This window comes from Ruegeria sp. AO1 (assembly GCF_056535985.1).
In genome coordinates this window covers 1781042-1799443 of sequence record NZ_JBQFJC010000001.1, presented here as the reverse complement: position 1 = coordinate 1799443, position 18402 = coordinate 1781042, and the positions used below count along the sequence as shown (strand labels likewise).

General features: G+C 58.6%; 21 protein-coding genes. 20 read left to right on the top strand and 1 reads right to left on the bottom strand.

From position 1 onward, the window contains the following. Window positions 1-4 precede the first annotated feature (4 nt). From ACR3FB_RS08875 to ACR3FB_RS08790, 18 genes are all read left to right on the top strand, one after another. Window positions 5-709: a DUF1326 domain-containing protein gene (locus ACR3FB_RS08875; RefSeq protein ID WP_170458301.1), complete on the top strand. Its 705-nt coding sequence runs from the start codon at window positions 5-7 to the stop codon at window positions 707-709. After that, on the top strand, window positions 709-1236 hold the full coding sequence (locus ACR3FB_RS08870; protein WP_480565002.1) for a DinB family protein: 528 nt from the start codon (window positions 709-711) through the stop codon (window positions 1234-1236). Before ACR3FB_RS08875 ends, ACR3FB_RS08870 begins: the two co-directional genes overlap by 1 nt. Then, complete coding sequence (locus ACR3FB_RS08865) at window positions 1237-2340, top strand: dimethylsulfoniopropionate demethylase (protein ID WP_480564546.1); 1104 nt, start codon at window positions 1237-1239, stop codon at window positions 2338-2340. It begins immediately after the preceding gene. A gap of 101 nt (window positions 2341-2441) precedes the next feature. Next, window positions 2442-3437 (top strand): acryloyl-CoA reductase, encoded by a 996-nt coding sequence (gene acuI / locus ACR3FB_RS08860; RefSeq protein WP_480564548.1) that lies wholly within the window; start codon window positions 2442-2444, stop codon window positions 3435-3437. 168 nt (window positions 3438-3605) lie between these two features. Further along, on the top strand, window positions 3606-4169 hold the full coding sequence (frr, locus tag ACR3FB_RS08855; RefSeq protein WP_170373774.1) for a ribosome recycling factor: 564 nt from the start codon (window positions 3606-3608) through the stop codon (window positions 4167-4169). Between the two features lie 10 nt (window positions 4170-4179). Beyond that, the gene (locus ACR3FB_RS08850; RefSeq protein WP_170458293.1) at window positions 4180-4911 is read left to right on the top strand and encodes an isoprenyl transferase; all 732 of its coding nucleotides are present in this window, start codon (window positions 4180-4182) and stop codon (window positions 4909-4911) included. Further along, window positions 4908-5690, top strand: coding sequence for a phosphatidate cytidylyltransferase (locus ACR3FB_RS08845; protein WP_480564551.1), 783 nt, complete (start codon window positions 4908-4910; stop codon window positions 5688-5690). Before ACR3FB_RS08850 ends, ACR3FB_RS08845 begins: the two co-directional genes overlap by 4 nt. Continuing rightward, window positions 5690-6862 (top strand): 1-deoxy-D-xylulose-5-phosphate reductoisomerase, encoded by a 1173-nt coding sequence (gene dxr / locus ACR3FB_RS08840; protein ID WP_480564553.1) that lies wholly within the window; start codon window positions 5690-5692, stop codon window positions 6860-6862. The genes ACR3FB_RS08845 and dxr overlap by 1 nt, the downstream gene beginning before the upstream one ends. Window positions 6863-6866: 4 nt before the next feature. Further along, on the top strand, window positions 6867-8219 hold the full coding sequence (gene rseP / locus ACR3FB_RS08835) for an RIP metalloprotease RseP (protein ID WP_480564556.1): 1353 nt from the start codon (window positions 6867-6869) through the stop codon (window positions 8217-8219). An 80-nt stretch (window positions 8220-8299) separates the two neighbouring features. Further along, window positions 8300-8428, top strand: coding sequence for a hypothetical protein (locus tag ACR3FB_RS08830; protein WP_419737989.1), 129 nt, complete (start codon window positions 8300-8302; stop codon window positions 8426-8428). A gap of 168 nt (window positions 8429-8596) precedes the next feature. Beyond that, entirely contained in the window at window positions 8597-10915 is a 2319-nt protein-coding gene (gene bamA / locus ACR3FB_RS08825; RefSeq protein WP_480565583.1) for an outer membrane protein assembly factor BamA, read from the top strand. Window positions 10916-11005: 90 nt separating this feature from the next. Next, entirely contained in the window at window positions 11006-11506 is a 501-nt protein-coding gene (locus ACR3FB_RS08820; RefSeq protein WP_480564562.1) for an OmpH/Skp family outer membrane protein, read from the top strand. Window positions 11507-11581: 75 nt separating this feature from the next. Continuing rightward, complete coding sequence (fabZ, locus tag ACR3FB_RS08815) at window positions 11582-12055, top strand: 3-hydroxyacyl-ACP dehydratase FabZ (RefSeq protein WP_480564565.1); 474 nt, start codon at window positions 11582-11584, stop codon at window positions 12053-12055. After that, a complete protein-coding gene (gene lpxA, locus ACR3FB_RS08810; protein WP_480564568.1) occupies window positions 12052-12837 on the top strand; it encodes an acyl-ACP--UDP-N-acetylglucosamine O-acyltransferase in 786 nt (261 codons plus the stop codon). Before fabZ ends, lpxA begins: the two co-directional genes overlap by 4 nt. Window positions 12838-12841: 4 nt before the next feature. Beyond that, complete coding sequence (locus ACR3FB_RS08805) at window positions 12842-13636, top strand: LpxI family protein (protein WP_480564571.1); 795 nt, start codon at window positions 12842-12844, stop codon at window positions 13634-13636. Beyond that, a complete protein-coding gene (gene lpxB, locus ACR3FB_RS08800; protein WP_480564574.1) occupies window positions 13636-14802 on the top strand; it encodes a lipid-A-disaccharide synthase in 1167 nt (388 codons plus the stop codon). The genes ACR3FB_RS08805 and lpxB overlap by 1 nt, the downstream gene beginning before the upstream one ends. Beyond that, window positions 14795-15370, top strand: coding sequence for a hypothetical protein (locus ACR3FB_RS08795; RefSeq protein WP_170665099.1), 576 nt, complete (start codon window positions 14795-14797; stop codon window positions 15368-15370). Before lpxB ends, ACR3FB_RS08795 begins: the two co-directional genes overlap by 8 nt. Before the next feature lie 80 nt (window positions 15371-15450). After that, a complete protein-coding gene (locus ACR3FB_RS08790; RefSeq protein WP_480564577.1) occupies window positions 15451-15996 on the top strand; it encodes a carboxymuconolactone decarboxylase family protein in 546 nt (181 codons plus the stop codon). Here ACR3FB_RS08790 and mnmA read toward each other — a convergent pair. Continuing rightward, complete coding sequence (gene mnmA / locus ACR3FB_RS08785) at window positions 15993-17138, bottom strand: tRNA 2-thiouridine(34) synthase MnmA (protein ID WP_480564580.1); 1146 nt, start codon at window positions 17136-17138, stop codon at window positions 15993-15995. The two genes, ACR3FB_RS08790 and mnmA, sit on opposite strands and share 4 nt — an antisense overlap. A gap of 128 nt (window positions 17139-17266) precedes the next feature. Between mnmA and sciP the strand changes: the two genes are divergently transcribed. Then, window positions 17267-17560, top strand: a complete 294-nt coding sequence (sciP, locus tag ACR3FB_RS08780) for a CtrA inhibitor SciP (RefSeq protein ID WP_170466867.1) — start codon at window positions 17267-17269, stop codon at window positions 17558-17560. 84 nt (window positions 17561-17644) lie between these two features. Further along, the gene (ctrA, locus tag ACR3FB_RS08775; protein WP_170466869.1) at window positions 17645-18361 is read left to right on the top strand and encodes a response regulator transcription factor CtrA; all 717 of its coding nucleotides are present in this window, start codon (window positions 17645-17647) and stop codon (window positions 18359-18361) included. Window positions 18362-18402: the final 41 nt, after the last annotated feature.

Here is an 18402-nt window from a genome sequence, read left to right as displayed (position 1 = left end):
GCTGATGGCGAAAAACAGAAAACCCGAGGCCGACCGGCTTCCGATTAGTCAGCGGATCGACAGCCGTATGCCCAACCCCAAACGGCGTGAGATGAGCCCAACGGACTGGTCCATCAAGGGCGAGCTGATCCTGAACTGCTCATGCGATGTGTTCTGCCCCTGCGTGGTCTCGTTGGGCGCGCACCCTCCGACCGAGGGTCATTGTCACGCCTGGATGGGTGTGATCATCGACGAAGGGCACTACGAGGGCGAAGATCTATCGGGCCTGAATGTTGGTCTTCTGGTCGATATTCCGGGTCGTATGGGCGAGGGGCAGTGGAAAGTCGCTGCCTATGTAGATGAACGCGCGAGCGGCAAGGCCTATAACGGGCTGCTGCAGATTTTCAGCGGTCAGGCCGGCGGCACCACTGGCCTGTTCACGATGCTGGTGAGTGAGATCATCGGGGCCGAGCGTGCTCCGGTCCAGATCGAACGGGACGGCAACAAGCGAAGGATCGCGATCGGTCGTAAAATCCAAGGCGAGATCGAGATGCTGGGCGGTAAAGACCCTGAGCATCCGGTGATGGTGTCGAACTCCAAATACTGGATGGGGCCGGACATCATCGTAGCCCGAGGAAACAAATCGAAAGTGCGCGACTATGGTCGCGTCTGGGATTTCGGCGGTAAATCGGCCGAGATTTGCCCGATCGACTGGCATGGGCCGAAGTGATGATCACCGGAGCCTTTGCCCGAGAAATGGCGCGCTACAACCACTGGCAAAACAGCCAGTTGGCGGAATTTCTTCAAGCGCTTTCGCCCGAAGAACTGATGCAGGAACGTGGTGCTTTTTTCGGCTCGATTATAGGCACGGCGAACCATTTGCTGTGGGGCGACTGGATCTGGATGTCACGCTTTGACAAAGGTCCGGGACCGGAAAGCAACATCCACCGACCCGGAGGCGGCATCCACGAAAGCGTGTATCTCTGCCCCGATCTCGACAGCTGGCTGGCTCTGCGCGTGGCTATGGATGACCGGATCTCGGATTGGGCGGATACGCTTGGCGATGAGGTCCTTTTGGGTCCTTTCACTTGGTACTCAGCCGCAAAAGAGGCTGATGTTACTTTGCCTTACGCGCAATGCGTGATGCATTTCTTCAACCATCAAACCCATCATCGTGGACAACTCCACAAAATGCTGACCGAAGCCGGTTCCGAAGCCCCGGTCAGCGATCTTTGCTTCATGCCAAAGGAGGGCTGAATGCCGCAAATATCCCTGTCTCGTCGCCTGCGTCGCACGCCGTTTTCCGAAGGCGTCGAAGCCGCTGGTGTCAAAGGCTACACGGTTTACAACCGGATGTTGTTGCCAACGGTTTTTGAAAGTGTCGAGGCCGACTACCATCACCTGAAGAAGAACGTTCAGGTCTGGGACGTCTCATGCGAACGTCAGGTTGAACTGCGCGGGCCGGATGCTGCCCGTCTGATGCAGATGCTGACACCGCGTGACCTGCGTGGCATGCTTCCCGGGCAGTGTTTCTATGTGCCGATTGTGGACGAAACTGGTGGTATGCTGAACGATCCCGTGGCGGTGAAACTGTCGGAGGACCGCTGGTGGATCTCTATCGCCGACAGCGATTTGTTGCTATGGGTCAAAGGGTTGGCCAACGGATATCGTCTGGATGTGCTGGTTGATGAGCCGGACGTGTCGCCCTTGGGCGTTCAGGGGCCAAAAGCTGAGGAGCTGATGGCCCGCGTTTTCGGAGACCGTGTGCGCGATATTCGTTTCTTCAAATTCGACATGTTCGAATTCGAAGGGCGCGATCTTGCGGTTGCTCGCTCGGGATACTCGAAACAGGGCGGGTTCGAGATTTATGTCGAGGGCAGCGACATCGGCATGCCTCTGTGGAACGCTCTGTTCTCGGCGGGTGAAGACCTGGACGTGCGGGCCGGTTGCCCCAACCTGATCGAGCGGATCGAAGGTGGGTTGCTGTCCTACGGCAATGACATGACCGACGACAACACACCGCATGAATGCGGGCTGGGCAAGTTCTGCAACACGCATACCGCCATCGGCTGTGTGGGCCGGGATGCGTTGTTGCGTGTGGCCAAAGAAGGTCCAGTGCAGCAGATACGTCCGATCGCGATTGACGGAGATGCAGTGCCGCCTTGTGTCCAGCCGTGGCCTGTTCTTGCGGACGGAAAGCAGGTGGGTCAGGTGACGTCTTCTGCCTGGTCTCCGGATTTCTCGACCAATGTTTCGATAGGTATGGTCAAATTGAGCCATTGGGACGCCGGAACCAAGGTCGAAGTTGAAACGCCTGACGGTATGCGAGGCGCGACGGTGCAGGGGCAGTTTTGGATCTAGCGGAGGCAGGGGGCTCTGCCCCCGTCGCTGCGCGACTCCCCCGAGATATTTTGGGCCAGGTGAAGGATTGGGCTGGCCGTCAAAAATGAAAGGATAGCAATATGTTCAATGCTTTGGTTATGGAAAAGGATGAAGAAAGCGGTCTGGCAAGTCCCTCGGTCAAGCAACTCTCGCTTGAGGATTTGCCTGCCGGAGAGGTGACGGTTGCTGTTGAGTATTCGACGGTGAACTACAAGGACGGTTTGTGCCTGTCGGCCAAGGGCGGCGGTCTGGTGCGCAACTACCCGCACATTCCCGGTATCGACTATGCAGGAACGGTCGAGGCGTCCTCGGACGACCGCTACAAGCCGGGTGACAAGGTGGTTCTGACCGGTTGGCGTGTGGGTGAGGCCCATTGGGGTGGCTATTCGCAGAAGGCCAACGCTCGGGCCGATTGGTTGGTGCCGTTGCCGGATGGGCTGGACGCGCGGCAGGCGATGGCCGTTGGAACGGCTGGGTTCACGGCCATGTTGGCGGTCATGGCTCTGGAGGATCACGGGTTGACGCCGGATCGTGGGCCTGTGCTGGTGACTGGTGCTGCAGGCGGCGTTGGTTCAGTGGCGACGGCCATTCTGGGCAAGCTGGGCTATGAGGTCGCGGCTGTGACCGGTCGCCCTGAGACCGGAGACTACCTGAAATCGCTTGGCGCCACGACCATCGTGCCGCGTGAAGAGCTGAACGAGACTACGAAGCGCCCGCTGGAAAGCGAAACTTGGGCGGGCTGTGTAGATGCCGTTGGCGGTGACATGCTGGCGCGCGTTTTGGGGCAGATGAAGTATGGCTGCTCGGTCGCCGCAGTCGGTCTTGCTGGCGGAGCGGGGTTGCCTGCAACAGTGATTCCCTTCCTGCTGCGCGGTGTGAACCTTCTGGGGATCGATAGCGTGATGCAGCCTTATGACAACCGCCTGCGGGCTTGGCAGCGCATCGCGACCGACCTGCCGATGGACAAGCTGGAGGCCATGGTGCATCCGGCAGCTCTGTCCGATTTGCCGCAACTGGGTGCGGATATTCTGAAAGGTCAGGTCAAGGGCCGCGTTGTCGTCGACGTAAACGCCTGATCCAAGAAAATAGCCGGGGCAGAACTGCCCTGGCTTAACCTTCTGGGCGGCAAAAGGACCGAAACAGTTCTGGTCATTGCCACAATTCATGCTCATGATTGCTATACATCCCAAATGTGATGGCTTAAGACCCATCCAAACAGCACTTGAAGACGGGGAGTGAGCAGCATGTCTGACGACTTCGAACTGGACACCGACGATCTGAAACGCCGCATGGACGGCGCTATGTCCAATCTCAAAACTGAATTTGCCTCTCTGCGCACCGGGCGGGCCTCGGCCTCGATGCTGGAGCCGGTGATGGTGGATGCCTATGGCTCGATGACGCCGATCAACCAGGTTGGCACGGTCAATGTGCCTGAACCTCGGATGGTGACGGTGAATGTCTGGGACAAGGGCCTTGTGGGCAAGGTTGAAAAGGCGATCCGTGAAAGCGGGCTCGGCATCAATCCGCAGCTGAACGGCACCATCATCATGCTGCCGATCCCGGAACTGAACGAAGAGCGCCGCCGCGAGTTGGGCAAAGTTGCCGGGCAATATGCCGAAAGCGCGCGGGTTTCGATCCGTAACGTGCGCCGGGACGGTATGGATCAGATCAAGAAAGCGAAATCGGACGGAATGTCCGAAGATGACCAGAAGTTCTGGGAGAGCGAAGTTCAGGATCTGACCGACACGATGATCAAAGCTGTTGATGCCGCGCTTGAGACCAAGCAGTCGGAAATCATGCAGGTCTGAGCCGGTACTGATGCCCAAGGATCCACATACGGACGTGCAGGCTGGCCCAAAGCATGTCGCGATTATCATGGATGGCAATGGTCGGTGGGCGCAGGCGCGTGGCCGCCCTCGGCTTTTTGGTCACCACGCAGGTGCGCGGCGCGTACGTGAGGTGGTCGAGGCCTGTCCGGGGTTGGGCATCAAATACCTAACCGTTTTTGCGTTTTCGACGGAAAACTGGAAGCGGACTCAGGTCGAAGTCGCTGGCCTCATGAGCCTGTTTCGGCGCTACATCATCAAGGAAACCCGCACTCTGGCCGAGAACGGCATTCGCGTACGCTTTATCGGCGACCGGGTCCGCTTGGATGCAAAGCTGATCGACCTGATGGATTCGCTGGAAGAGGCGACGAAGGACAACGATTTGGTCCATTTGACCGTTGCGTTGAACTATGGCGGCCGGGATGAGGTGGCGCGGGCCACAAAACGTCTTGCACGGGATGTGGCCGAAGGGAGGCTGAAGCCCGAGGATGTTGATGAAGAAACTCTGCCCAAGTATCTGGATACACGTGTTCTTCCCGATCCCGATCTGGTCATTCGCACCAGCGGAGAGGCGCGGATTTCGAACTTTCTCCTCTGGCAATCTGCCTATTCCGAATACGAATTTATCGACACGCTCTGGCCGGATTTCACTGCGGCCGAATTGGAGCGTCTGTGCCGCAACTACGGCTCGCGCGAGCGGCGTTTCGGGGCGGTACTGGCATGAGCGAAGGCCGATGGTCTGATCTGACCGCACGGATTCTGTCCGCAGTCGTTTTGGTCGCAATCGGCGCGGTTGAGGTCTGGCTGGGCGGGTTGTGGTTTGAAAGCTTCATCGCGGTTGCCTGCGGTTTGATGACCTGGGAACTCGTGCGGATGATTGAACCGCAGCGCAGTGGCATGGCCGTGCAGCTCGGTATCCTGACCGGGGTTGCGGTGATCATCAGCTATCACGTGCCGCCGCTCTATAAGTTGCCGTTTCTGGTGGCTCCGGCGCTGGTCGGGGCAGGGCAGGTCACCCGTTCGCGCGGCTTGTACTTTCTGTTTGCCTTGTGGATCGCGGGCGCTGGTCTGGGTTTCATTTCCATTCGTGAAAACATGGGCTTCGGTTGGATGGTCTGGCTGATCGCGGTTGTCGTGGCCACCGATGTTGCCGGGTATTTCGTGGGCAAAACCATTGGTGGCCCGAAATTCTGGCCCAAGGTTAGCCCAAAGAAGACATGGTCGGGAACAGCAGGTGGCTGGGTTGCGGCGGGCCTGATTGGCGCGGGCTTCGCACTGCATGGCGGGTTCGGGGTGCCCTTCGTTCTGGTCTCGGTTCTGGCGTCCATGGCCAGCCAGGCGGGCGATATCGTTGAAAGCGCGGTCAAACGGAAATTCGGCGTCAAGGACAGCTCGAACCTCATACCGGGGCATGGCGGTTTTCTCGACCGGTTTGACGGCATGATGGGCGCGGCATTGTTTGTGCTGATAGCGGGGCTGGTTTACGCACCCGGAGAGATGTGATGCGCAAAGTCTCAATCCTCGGGGCGACCGGATCAATTGGTCAGAATGCGATTGACCTCATTGCGCGCGATATCGACGCCTATGACGTGGTCGCGCTGACAGGTGGCGCGAATATCCGGCAACTGGCCGAGGACGCCCAGCGGCTTGGCGCGCAATTCGCCGTCACCGCGTTTGAGGATCGATTGCAGGACCTCCGTGAGGCTTTGCAGGGCAGCGGGATCGAGTTGGCGGCGGGTCAGAGCGCGATCGTTGAGGCCGCCGCGCGACCCGCGGACTGGGTGCTGTCCGCGATCGTTGGCGCCGCCGGTCTGGCCCCCGGAATTGAGGCGTTGAAACACGGCGCAACGCTGGCGCTTGCCAATAAAGAAACTCTGGTCTGTGCTGGCGCGCTTGTGTTGCAGACGGCCCGCGAGAACGATGCGCGTGTACTGCCCGTCGACAGTGAGCATTCAGCGGTGTTTCAGGCATTGGTCGGTGAGGATATGGATGCGGTCGAACGCGTTATCATCACCGCAAGCGGCGGAGCGTTCCGGGATTGGCCGCTCGAGGATTTGGCGTCCGCGACCGTTATGCAGGCCTCAAGCCATCCGAACTGGGACATGGGGCAGCGGATCACGATTGATAGTGCATCCATGTTCAATAAAGCGCTTGAAATCATTGAAACCCGAGAGTTCTTTGGCGTCGATCCGAACCAGATCGAGGTTTTGGTACATCCCGAATCCATTGTCCATGCGATGGTCGGTTTTCGGGATGGGGCGCTGATGGCGCACTTGGGCCCGCCGGATATGCGGCATGCAATCGGTTATGCTCTGCATTGGCCTGAACGGCGTAATCTGCCGGTTCAGAGGCTGGATCTGGCCCAGCTCAGCCAGTTGCGCTTTTCCGATCCCGACCTGAACCGCTATCCCGCGCTGAAATTGGCCCGAGACGTGATGGCGCGTGGAGGGCTGTCCGGGGCGGTCTTCAACGCCGCGAAAGAACGCGCGCTGGATCACTTCATCGCAGGCCAAATCGGTTTCACGACCATGGCGGATGTCGTCTCATGCGTTCTGGATCGATTTGATGCCGAAGATGGTCTTATTAACGCCCCTTTGACCCTTGATAACGTACAGCAAACGGACCATCTCGCACGGCAGTGGACGGATGAAGCCGTGATCAAACGAGCAGGATAGAGTTTTGGACGTACTTTCGCTGATCCCTCAGTTCGGAAATTTGCTCTGGACGATTGTGGCCTTTGTGATCGCCCTCTCCGCGATCGTCGCGGTTCACGAGTACGGGCACTACATCGTCGGTCGCTGGTCCGGCATTCATGCCGAGGTGTTCTCGATCGGGTTCGGCCCTGTTCTGTGGAGTCGCGTGGACAAGCGCGGCACGCGGTGGCAGATCGCGCTGTTGCCGTTTGGTGGATATGTGAAGTTCCTTGGCGATGCCAATGCGGCCTCGGGCAAGGATGAAGACACGATGGATGACATCGCGCAGCAGCAGCCCGAATATCTGCGCCACACCATGCACGGCGCACCCTTGTGGGCGCGAACTGCCACTGTGGCGGCGGGGCCGGTTTTCAACTTCGTCATGTCCATTCTGGTCTTTGGCCTGATCTTCTGGTCTCAGGGCGTCACGCGTGAGCCGCTGACGGTTGGCGAACTGAAGCCGCTGCCGGGAACAGAGCAGGGGCTGCAGGAGGGTGATGAGATTCTGGCCATTGCCGGGATTGAAGTGCCTGATTTCGATGAAGAAGGCGCTTGGAGCGATTTCACCGACGCGCTGCCGGTCGAGCCGGTGCTGGACTATACGGTTCTGCGCGATGGCGAAACGTTGGATGTCTCAGCCCCTTGGCTGTTTCCGCCGCTGATTCAGCAGGTCACACCGCGCAGTGCGGCGTTTGATATCCAGCTGGAAGGGGGCGACGTCATTACTTCGGTCGATGGAGATCCGATCTTTGCCTTCGAACAGCTGAAAGAACATGTCGAAGGCTCGGACGGTCGGGTGTTGTTGCTGAACGTCTGGCGTGACGGGGCCGAGCTTGAATTCGCGCTTGCTCCGCGTCGGACTGATGAACCGAAGCCAGATGGCGGTTTTGTCACCCATTGGCGGATCGGGATCGTCGGCGGCATGATGCTGCAACCCGCGACCGAGCCTGCGGGGCTTTGGGATTCGCTGGTTGGCGGGGTGGGCCAGACCGGTCGCATCATCGAAGGTTCTCTGTCCGGCATGTGGCACATGATTACCGGCGCGATTAGCACATGTAACATTTCGGGTCCGATCGGAATTGCCGAGACCTCGGGCGCCATGGCCAGCCAGGGTGCGCAGAACTTCATCTTCTTTATCGCGGTACTGTCAACGGCCGTGGGTCTTTTGAACCTTTTCCCGATCCCGGCATTGGACGGAGGGCACCTTGTGTTCTACGCCTATGAGGCGGTCTCGGGCAAACCGCCCAGCGACAAGGCCCTGCGGATTTTGATGACCCTCGGGATTGCGGTGGTTCTCAGCCTCATGGTTTTCTCGGTCAGTAACGATCTGTTCTGCTGATTGTGGCGCAAGCGGCGCAATCGCGCCGCATTGCTGCCTCATTTCAGGGGTAAAAATTAGCCGCTGAAAATGAGGCGGCCATGACCAAAGCTATTCAAAAATCCTATCAGAGTGTCAGCGTCCTGTTTGTTCTGAACTGGGATGTGCTTTTGTGCTTTGGTCTGACGGCGCTGGCGCTTGCCGGCGGCGCGTATCTCGCCGGTCTCTGATTCCCCAAAACCCTATTATAATGCGTGTCAGGTGACCTATCGTCGCCCCGATGGTTTTGGAGTTTTGACAAGCGCATTCAATCTCGTTACTCAGCATTAAGTCCTAAATTTTTGGGTAGAGAAAAAATGGCTGACGGGCGAGGCGCGGGTATATCCTGCGGAGGGCAGATGACAACAAACAAGATTTTGTGGCGCACACGATCATTTCTTTTTCTTACTGCGGCAATGGGTTTACTGGCTTTGCCGCATGCAGCGCAGGCGCAAAACTTTACCATCAACTCCTTCGAGGTTGAGGGGAACCGGCGCATCGAGACAGGTACAATCATCCAACGGACGGGAATCGAACCCGGGCAGACGGTTTCGGCCGGTCAGTTGAACGACGCCTATCAGCGTGTGCTTGACAGTGGTGTTTTTGAAACAGTCGAATTGACACCTCGAGGCACGACTCTGGTGATCGAGGTGCAGGAATACCCGACGATCAACCAGATCAGCATCGAAGGGAATCGCCGCGTCAAAGATGACCTTTTGCTGGATGTGATCTCGTCCGAGCCGCGCCGTGTTTTCACTCCGCAGGCAGCCGAGGCGGACGCCGATCTGATTGCCGAAGTCTATTCCGCCCAAGGTCGTGTTTCGGCAACCGTAATTCCGCGCGTAATCCGCCGAAACGACAACCGCGTCGATCTGGTATTCGAAGTTGCAGAAGGTACCACGATCGAGGTTGAACGTGTCAGCTTCGTCGGCAACCGTGCCTTCTCGGACCGCCGCCTGCGTCGCGTGCTTGAGACCAAACAGGCGACCTTCCTGCGGACGTTCTTCCGCAACGATACGTTCATCGGGGACCGGATCGAGTTCGACAAACAGGTCATCCGGGATTTCTACCTGTCACGTGGTTATGTCGACTTCCGTGTGAACAGTGCCAATGTTGAATTCACCCGCGAGCGGGATGCTTTCTTCTTGGTCATGAATATCACCGAAGGGCAGAAGTTCTCGTTTGGCAGAATCACGACCGTAAGCGAGATCCCGGGTGTGGATCCGTCGATCTATCAGGATGCTCTGAAGATCAAACCGGGCGTGACCTATTCGCCGACCCTGATCGAGAACTCGATTGCGCGTCAGGAGCGGTTGGGTGTTAAGCAGGGCGTGGATTTCCTGCGGGTCGAACCGCGCGTAACACGCAACCCGCGTGATCTGACGCTGGATGTGGAATTCGTCCTCAGCCGTGGGCCGCGGATTTTCGTGGAACGGATTGATATCGAGGGCAACACAACAACGCTGGACCGGGTGATCCGTCGTCAGTTCGACACCGTGGAAGGCGACCCGTTCAACCCACGTGAAATCCGTCAAGCGGCTGAGCGGATCAACGCACTAGGCTTCTTTGCAAATGCAGAGGTCGAGCCGCGCGAAGGATCCTCGCCCAGCCAGGTGATCCTGGATGTCGATGTCGAGGAACAACCAACCGGCTCGCTGAGCCTTGGTGGTAGCTATTCTGCCTCGGATGGTTTCGGTATTGCGATTGGCTTGAATGAATCGAACTTTCTTGGCCGGGGCCAGAATATTGGGGTACTCATCTCAACTGCCCAGGACTCAGAGCAATATTCTTTGAGTTTTACCGAGCCTTACCTTTTGGGCCGTAAACTGCGTTTTGATCTTGGTTTGGGCATTGCGGCAACAAATTCCAGCTTTGCAAGCTATGATACCGACCGCGCGTTCTTTACCCCGCAGCTAACCTACTCGATTGGCGATTTGTCGGCCCTGCGTGTGCGCTACGGTTGGGAACGATCTGAAATGACCCAGCAAGGCGATCAGCCGAACGGCGCGGTCATCAGCTCGGAAATTGCTCAAGGTGAGCGGGTCAGCAGCACCCTTGGCCTAACTTATGTGTATGATAGCCGACTGGGTGGTCTGAATCCAAACGCCGGTGTTTTGTTCGAACTCGGGTTTGACGCAGCGGGCCTGGGCGGTGACAACAAGTTCTTCAAGACCACTGCGCGCAGTATCGCACAGACCCGTGTGTGGAACGAAGAGGTCGTTCTGCGGGCAACTTTTGAAGCCGGTGCGCTGCATTGGTCGGGGAATGACTTCAGCCGTACCATTGACCGTTTCATTCTGGGGCCCAGCACGTTCCGGGGGTTTGAACCGGCTGGTATCGGACCGCGAGACTTGTCCAACGGGCAGGATGATGCAATCGGCGGCAACTATTATTGGGTGGCGCGGTTCGAAAGCGACTTTCCTCTTGGGCTGCCCGAGGAATTGGGCCTGCGGGGCGGTCTGTTTTACGACGTCGGCAACCTCTACAATGTCAGCAACGTCAACACAGCAGGTGCGAATATTGTGGGGGCTGATGGCTCGATCCGTCACGTGCTTGGTGTGTCGGTTCTGTGGGAAACACCGTTCGGCCCACTGCGCTTCAACTTCTCGAAAGCTCTGAAAAAAGAAGATTTCGACAAGGAACAGAGTTTCGACCTGACCGTTCAGGCAAGGTTCTAACTTGGTATGCTGTTGCATTCACTCAGGCAAGCTTGGGGCCCAGTTCGGGCCCTTTGCGTTTTGCTAGGCCTCACGCTTGCGCCTCAGGGTGTGTCGCAACAATTGGGCGTACGTGACCCGCTTGTTCTGACCATCGCAAGCGACCGTTTGTTCACGGAGTCTGCGTTTGGTAAGCGCGTACTGCTCGAGATCGAAACTGAGAGCGCGCAGCTTGCAGAAGAAAACGAACGGATCGTGGCCGAACTCAGCAGCGAAGAGAAAGACTTGACGCAGATGCGCGCGGAATTGCCACCCGAGGACTTTCGCCCTCTGGCGCAGGCCTTCGACGAAAAGGTGCAATCGCATCGGGATGGCCAACGCGCCAAACTGGACGCTTTGGCCCGGCGTAGCGAAGAAAGCCGCCAAACGTTTTATGCCTTGGCGCGGCCCGTTCTAATCGAACTGATGCGCGAAACAGGGGCCGCCGTCGTGTTGGAACGCGCAAATGTATTCCTCAGCGCCGACACCTCGGACATTACCGATGAAGCGATTGCCCGCATCAATGCCGCAATTGGCGATGGAACCGGCCTGCAGGACGGCACAGGCGAATAGGTTCGCTTGCCCTCGGGGGCGGGTATTGCTAACCACGCGGAAACTTACACATCCAAATGACGGGACGAGTGAACGATGACGACGGAAACCAAAAGCGCCGACATTCAGCTGATTCAGCGGATATTGCCGCATCGCTATCCGTTTCTGCTGGTCGACAAGGTGGTCGACATCGACGGCTATCAATCGGCCCGTGGCATCAAGAATGTCACCATGAACGAGCCTCATTTCCAGGGCCACTTCCCCGGAACGCCGATAATGCCGGGTGTCACCATTGTCGAGGCGATGGCGCAGACTTCGGGCGTGATGCTGGGCGTCGGCATGGATGTCATTGATACCGAGCTGCTGATCTATTTCATGAGCATCGACAAATGCAAATTCCGCCGCAAAGTGGTGCCGGGTGACGTGCTGGAGATGCATGTCGAAACCCTGCGCGGCAAGAAGGGCGGCAAGCTGTTCAAGTTCAACGGACGCGCCACCGTTGACGGTGAGGTCGCAGCCGAAGCCGATTTCTCGGCCTATGTCGATTGGGACATGGAAAAAACGACATGAGCGGAATTCACCCAAGCGCAATCATCGAAGAGGGTGCGCAGATCGGTCAGGACTGTGTGATTGGTCCGTTCTGCTATGTGGGTCCTCAGGTCAAACTGGGCGACCGGGTCGAGTTGAAGACGCATGTGGTCGTCACAGGTGATACCTCGGTCGGCGACGATACTGTCATCTTCAATTTCTCGGTGATCGGTGAGATTCCCCAGGATCTGAAATTCGGCGGCGAGAATACGCGGCTTGAGATCGGCCAGCGCAACCGCATCCGAGAGCATGTGACCATCAACACGGGCACCGAAGGCGGTGGTGGTGTGACTCGGATCGGTGACGATTGCCTGTTCATGGCCGGAGTTCACGTGGCCCATGACGTTCAGATCGGCAACCGTGTGATCATGGTGAACCACGCGGGCGCGGCGGGGCATTGTATCGTCGAAGATGACGTAATCGTTGGCGGTATATCGGGCCTGCACCAATGGGTCCGTGTTGGTCGTGGCGCCATCATTGGCGCGCTGACCATGGTGCCGAATGACGTTATTCCCTACGGTCTGGTGCAAGCGCCGCGCGGCGAGTTGGACGGGCTTAACCTTGTTGGCCTGAAACGTCGCGGTGTATCGCGTGAGGATATCTCGGCACTGCGGGCGGCGTTCAAGGAACTGTCCGGCGGCGAAGGGACCTTTCAGGAACGCGCCCATCGCGCAGGCGAGGGTACCGACAGCGAATATGTTCAGCGCATTGTCGAGTTCGTCACCGGTCAATCAGATCGCTCGTTCCTGACGCCGAGGAAGTAACCAAATGCTGGCTTTGATCGCAGGGACGGGTGTTCTGCCAGACGCTGTCGTGGACGCTCTGCCAGACCGTCCGTTGGTCTGCGCGATGGAGGGGTTCGAACCTGAGAACCTGACGGCGGACGTCGTTTTCCGCCTGGAGCAGCTCGGCAGCTTTCTCGCAGATCTCAAAGCGCGCGGCGTGACGCAGATCTGCATGGCGGGTGCGGTGCAGCGGCCAAAAGTCGATCCCACGCGGATTGATGCCGCAACGATGCCTTTGGTGCCGATCATTCAAAAGGCGATGATGTCGGGTGACGACGGCGCTTTGCGCGCTGTGATCGGTATTATCGAAGATGCCGGTCTGGCCGTCAAAGCCGCGCATGAGATCGCACCTGATCTGCTGCCTCCGCTGGGATGCCTGACCGAGACGCACCCGTCCGAGGCCGATCTGGCCGATGCCGACCGTGCCGCAGGTATTCTGCGCGCGATGGGCAGTGCCGATATCGGTCAGGCCTGTGCCGTCTCCAAAGGGCAGGCTCTGGCGGTGGAGAGTATTTTTGGCACTGCGTGGATGTTGCAATCGCTGACCCAGCGCCCGGATGCGGGCGGAGGCGTTCTATTCAAAGGTCCGAAACCCGATCAGGATCGCCGCGTTGATCTGCCTGCCATCGGTCCGGAGACCGTCACCGATGCGGTGGCCGCCGGTCTGACGGGCATTGTGATCGAAAAAGGCGGCGTGATGGTGCTGCGGCGGGATCATGTCATCGCCGAGTGCAACCGCCTTGGCCTGTTCCTCTTTGTGCGCGAGCGGGCCGTCTGATGCGTGTTTTTCTGGTCGCCGGAGAACCTTCGGGCGACCGGCTGGGCGGCGCGTTGATGGAGGGCCTAAAGGCGCTGGTCCCTGACGTCGCGTTTGACGGGGTTGGCGGGCCGCTGATGCAGGCTCAGGGCCTGAACAGCCGCTTTCCCATGTCCGAACTCAGCGTCATGGGGTTGGTCGAAGTTCTGCCCAAGTTCTTCCACCTCAAGCGCCGGATATCTGAGACGGCACAGGCTGTGCTGGAGACACAGCCGGATGTTTTGATCACCATCGACAGCCCGGATTTCTCATTGCGTGTGGCCAAACTGGTCAAGGCGAGCAGTGACATTCGCACTGTTCACTATGTCGCCCCCAGCGTCTGGGCCTGGCGTCCAGGGCGGGCCGACAAGATGGCCAAGGTGATTGACCATGTTCTGGCGCTGCTTCCTTTCGAGCCGCCCTACATGGAACGCGCCGGGATGGAGTGCGATTTTGTCGGCCACCCGGTGGCAAGCGAACCGCAGGCGACGCAAGCGGACATCAAGGCCTTTCGAGACGCCCATGATCTGGGGGATGCGCCGCTGTTGCTGGCCCTGCCGGGTTCGCGCCGGGGAGAAGTCGACCGGCTTGCACCTGTCTTTGGCGAGGCGCTCTCGCTCTACCTTAGGACCCGCCCAGAAACGCGGGTTGTTGTGCCAGCGGTGGCCCATATGGTCGACACCGTGACCGAGCATTTGCGCAATTGGCCCGGTTCGCCCGTGGTGGTTGATCCACGTGATCTGCCCTCGGATCAGGCGGTGGCGCCAAAGCGGGCGGCCTTTGCGGCGGCTGATCTGGCCTTGGCAGCGTCAGGGACTGTGTCACTGGAACTGGCGGCTCAGGCCACGCCGATGGTGATTGCCTATAACCTCAACTGGCTGACAACTCTGATCGCAAAGCGGATGGTGCATCTGGACACGGCGACGCTGGTCAATCTGGTCTCGGACAAGCGGACGGTGCCCGAGTGTCTGCTGGACGATTGCCAGCCCGACCGGATCGCCGAAGCCCTGGAACGTGTTGCAGCGCAGCCGGAGGCCCAGCGTGAGGCCATGGCGGTCACGATGGATCGTCTGGGCCGCGGTGGTGAGGCGCCGGGCCTACGCGCCGCCAAGGCCGTTTTGGCCGGGATGGCCAAAGCTGATGCTTGAGTATCTTCTCTTTTCTATCTCGGCCGGGGTTGTGATGGTGTCGACCAATCTCGACAATCTGGCCGTGTTGTTGGGGCTGATGCTGGTTATGGATCACCGCCGCTCGCTTGTGGGGTTCGCCGTCGCGCATGGGCTTGTCCTGTGCCTGTCATTAGCCGTGGCAACAGGCCTAAGCCAGAGCGGCTTGCCAGAGTGGATCGGGTATCTTGGGATCGTTCCATTGGCACTTGGCCTGCGCGGTATCTGGCACCAGATTTCAGGTGTTGAGCAAACAGACGACACGCCAAAGGGCGCGGTGACCTCGGTTGTGACGCTGTTTCTCAGCCTGTCGGTCGATACATTCGCCGTGATGACACCCTTGCTGGCGGATTCCAGCCCCGCGTTCCGGCTGGCAGCACTGATTGGCGCGGTCTGCGCCTCGGCAAGCCTGGCAGCGATTGCTGCCTGGGGTGCGCCTCATGCGCAGAAACTAGGCCCACGCGTCACTCGGCTAGAGAAGATCGCGCCCTATATCATGGTCTGCGTCGGGCTTTACATTCTGCTGAACTCGCCGACTGATATACTCTGATCTGTCTCGGTGTTGTGAACGAAGCGGCGTTGCAGTTGGACTTGCGGCTTGCGATACCCTGCGGCAGAAGGAGAGCCTTGATGACCCGTATTCCCGCCTTGACCGACGATGAGATGACACCGGCCGCGCGCGCGGCGCATGCGGAATTGGGCGCATATGGGCCGTTCGGCAATTGGGCGCGGGTGGCGGCGCATTGCCCGCCGGTTCTGGAACATGTCAGCGGGATGCTCACCACTTTACGCGCGCAGGCAACCCTGCCGCGCCGCGCGTTGGAGCTGGCGATGGTCACGGTTTCCAAACTGAATGCCTGTGACTATTGCGTGTCGCATCACACGCCCTTGCTGACCGTGGCAGGTCTCAGCGCAGAAGGCGTCGCTCGGCTGCCGGAGGTCGAGGATCACCTCGAGCTGGACGCCTGTGACAAGGCGGTGGTCCGCTATGCCGAAGCGGTGACCACCCGCTCAGGTCGGATGCGCGACGCTGAGGTCGCTGACCTGAAAGAGTGGTTCACTGACGCACAGATCGTTGAGCTGACATGGCGCATTGCCCTTTGCGGGGCGTTCAATCGGTTCAACGATGCGCTTCAGATCCAGATCGAACCCGAGGTTACGCCGGTTTCGGCCTAATACCCGCGCCAGATCCAGCCGCCCCCGAAAATGCGGCTGCTTTCGGGGGCGTAGAACACGCAGGCCTGTCCCGGAGAGATGCCTTCTTCGGGCGTCAGCAACTCAACCTCGGCTGTGGTGTCTGACAGGGGTCGAATGATCGCCTCACGCGGGGGGCGGGTCGAGCGGACCTTGACCGACAGGTGCCATTCGTCGCGCGACGTGAAGGGTTCATCGCCCAGCCAGTTGATCTCGCGCACCGGGACCTTGCGGGTCGCCAGCATCTCTTTCGGGCCGACAACGACCTGCTTTGTGTCCACGTCCAGTTTCACCACGTAAAGCGGCTCGCTGAGGCCACCGATGCCAAGCCCGCGGCGTTGACCGATCGTATAGTGGATCACGCCGTTATGCTTTGCCAGCACACGGCCATCGGCATGGACGATCTCACCGGGTTCAGCAGCACCGGGGCGCAGTTTTTCGATGACGCTGGCATAGTTGCCGTTGGGAACGAAACAGATGTCCTGACTGTCGGGCTTGTCCGCAACGGCCAGCCCGTATTGCGCCGCCATTTCGCGGGTCGCATCCTTGGACGGCAGGTGCCCCAGCGGGAAACGCAGGAAATCCAGCTGCTCTGGCGTGGTGGAGAACAGGAAATAGGACTGATCGCGGTTCGCATCCTCGGCGCTGTGCAGCTCGGGCCCGTTCGGTCCCATCTTGCGCTGAATATAGTGGCCGGTCGCCATGCAGTCAGCTTCCAGGTCTTTCGCGGTTTCCAACAGGTCCTTGAACTTCACCCGTTCATTGCAGCGAATACAGGGCACCGGGGTCGCGCCCGCCAGATAGCTGTCGGCGAATTCGTCAATCACCGCGTCCTTGAAGATGTTCTCATAGTCCAGAACGTAATGCGGAAACCCACGCTCTTCGGCCACGCGTCGTGCGTCATGGATGTCGATCCCGGCACAGCACGCGCCTTTCTTGGCCAGCGCCGCGCCGTGGTCGTACAGCTGCAACGTGACGCCCACCACGTCATAGCCCTGATCCGCCAGATACGCTGCCACGACCGAGCTGTCGACGCCGCCCGACATAGCAACCACCACCCGCGTTTCCGAGGGCGGTTTGGCAAAGCCAAGCGAATTGAGTTGGGTCTCGGCGGCGAGGGCCATGGCGATTCCAGTCCGGGTTAAGAAAGACCGGCAGAATATAAGAAAATTCTAGACACTCTCAAGGGGCGGTTTCACGCAGCATTAAGTAGGCTGGTGTCAACTTTGTCGCAGCAGAGAAGGGTTGAGAGATGTATTTGCACAAAGTTGAAGGTCCGCGGTCTGTAACCCTTCCGGATGGCACGATTTTGTCGCAGGCGGATCTGCCGCCGCCGGACACGCGGCGCTGGGTGGCGTCGCGCAAGATCCTTGTCGTGCGCGGGGTACTATATGGCCTGATCACCTTGTCCGAGGCCAAGAAACGCTACGGCATCAGTGATGAGGAATTCAACATCTGGGTCTCTGCTGTGGCAGAGCATGGCGTTGATGCTCTGAAAGTTACCGCGCTAAAAAAATATCGACAACCTAAAGGCGAAAGTGAATAAATGATTCAACGCTAACGCAAGATTAACCATTCTTGGTCAGGTTTATTTTTAATTGGAAGTTTTGACCCGAATTGGAGCAGTGAAATGAGAATACTTCTTGTCGAGGATGATCCGACCACGTCCAAAAGCATTGAATTGATGCTGACGCATGCCAACCTGAATGTGTATGCGACGGACCTTGGGGAAGAGGGGATCGACCTGGCGAAACTCTATGATTACGATCTCATTCTCTTGGACCTGAACCTGCCGGATATGAATGGGCATGAGGTTCTGCGCCAACTGCGTATCGCTCGGGTGGAAACGCCAATTTTGATCTTGTCCGGTGCTGATGACACCGAAAGCAAAATTAAGGGCTTCGGGTTTGGGGCAGACGACTATCTGACCAAACCGTTCCACCGCGAAGAACTGGTGGCCCGTATCCACGCCATCATTCGCCGTTCAAAGGGCCATTCGCAATCGGTGATTCACACCGGTCGGGTTGCAGTCAATCTGGATGCAAAAACCGTCGAGGTTGATGGTCAGACAGTGCATCTGACCGGCAAGGAATACCAGATGCTCGAGCTGTTGAGCTTGCGAAAGGGCACAACCCTTACGAAAGAGATGTTCCTCAACCACCTCTATGGCGGCATGGACGAACCCGAATTGAAAATCATCGACGTGTTTATCTGCAAGCTGCGCAAGAAGCTCAGCAACGCGACGGGCGGTGACAACTACATCGAAACCGTATGGGGGCGCGGCTACGTTTTGCGTGACCCGCAAAGCAACTCCCTCGACGAGACGCGGATGGCGGTCAACGCCTGACGTTCGAAGACACTTGCCCCCTATGGTCCAGAGGGTGGCAT

Excerpts from the sequence above, each read along its gene's own strand:
- ACR3FB_RS08875 (WP_170458301.1), top strand. The coding sequence starts at position 5 with ATGGCGAAAAACAGAAAACCCGAGGCCGACCGGCTTCCGATTAGTCAG.
- ACR3FB_RS08870 (WP_480565002.1), top strand. The coding sequence starts at position 709 with ATGATCACCGGAGCCTTTGCCCGAGAAATGGCGCGCTACAACCACTGG.
- ACR3FB_RS08865 (WP_480564546.1), top strand. The coding sequence starts at position 1,237 with ATGCCGCAAATATCCCTGTCTCGTCGCCTGCGTCGCACGCCGTTTTCC.
- acuI (WP_480564548.1), top strand. The coding sequence starts at position 2,442 with ATGTTCAATGCTTTGGTTATGGAAAAGGATGAAGAAAGCGGTCTGGCA.
- frr (WP_170373774.1), top strand. The coding sequence starts at position 3,606 with ATGTCTGACGACTTCGAACTGGACACCGACGATCTGAAACGCCGCATG.
- ACR3FB_RS08850 (WP_170458293.1), top strand. The coding sequence starts at position 4,180 with ATGCCCAAGGATCCACATACGGACGTGCAGGCTGGCCCAAAGCATGTC.
- ACR3FB_RS08845 (WP_480564551.1), top strand. The coding sequence starts at position 4,908 with ATGAGCGAAGGCCGATGGTCTGATCTGACCGCACGGATTCTGTCCGCA.
- dxr (WP_480564553.1), top strand. The coding sequence starts at position 5,690 with ATGCGCAAAGTCTCAATCCTCGGGGCGACCGGATCAATTGGTCAGAAT.
- ACR3FB_RS08830 (WP_419737989.1), top strand. The coding sequence starts at position 8,300 with ATGACCAAAGCTATTCAAAAATCCTATCAGAGTGTCAGCGTCCTGTTT.
- bamA (WP_480565583.1), top strand. The coding sequence starts at position 8,597 with ATGACAACAAACAAGATTTTGTGGCGCACACGATCATTTCTTTTTCTT.
- fabZ (WP_480564565.1), top strand. The coding sequence starts at position 11,582 with ATGACGACGGAAACCAAAAGCGCCGACATTCAGCTGATTCAGCGGATA.
- lpxA (WP_480564568.1), top strand. The coding sequence starts at position 12,052 with ATGAGCGGAATTCACCCAAGCGCAATCATCGAAGAGGGTGCGCAGATC.
- ACR3FB_RS08805 (WP_480564571.1), top strand. The coding sequence starts at position 12,842 with ATGCTGGCTTTGATCGCAGGGACGGGTGTTCTGCCAGACGCTGTCGTG.
- lpxB (WP_480564574.1), top strand. The coding sequence starts at position 13,636 with ATGCGTGTTTTTCTGGTCGCCGGAGAACCTTCGGGCGACCGGCTGGGC.
- ACR3FB_RS08795 (WP_170665099.1), top strand. The coding sequence starts at position 14,795 with ATGCTTGAGTATCTTCTCTTTTCTATCTCGGCCGGGGTTGTGATGGTG.
- ACR3FB_RS08790 (WP_480564577.1), top strand. The coding sequence starts at position 15,451 with ATGACCCGTATTCCCGCCTTGACCGACGATGAGATGACACCGGCCGCG.
- mnmA (WP_480564580.1), bottom strand. The coding sequence starts at position 17,138 with ATGGCCCTCGCCGCCGAGACCCAACTCAATTCGCTTGGCTTTGCCAAA.
- sciP (WP_170466867.1), top strand. The coding sequence starts at position 17,267 with ATGTATTTGCACAAAGTTGAAGGTCCGCGGTCTGTAACCCTTCCGGAT.
- ctrA (WP_170466869.1), top strand. The coding sequence starts at position 17,645 with ATGAGAATACTTCTTGTCGAGGATGATCCGACCACGTCCAAAAGCATT.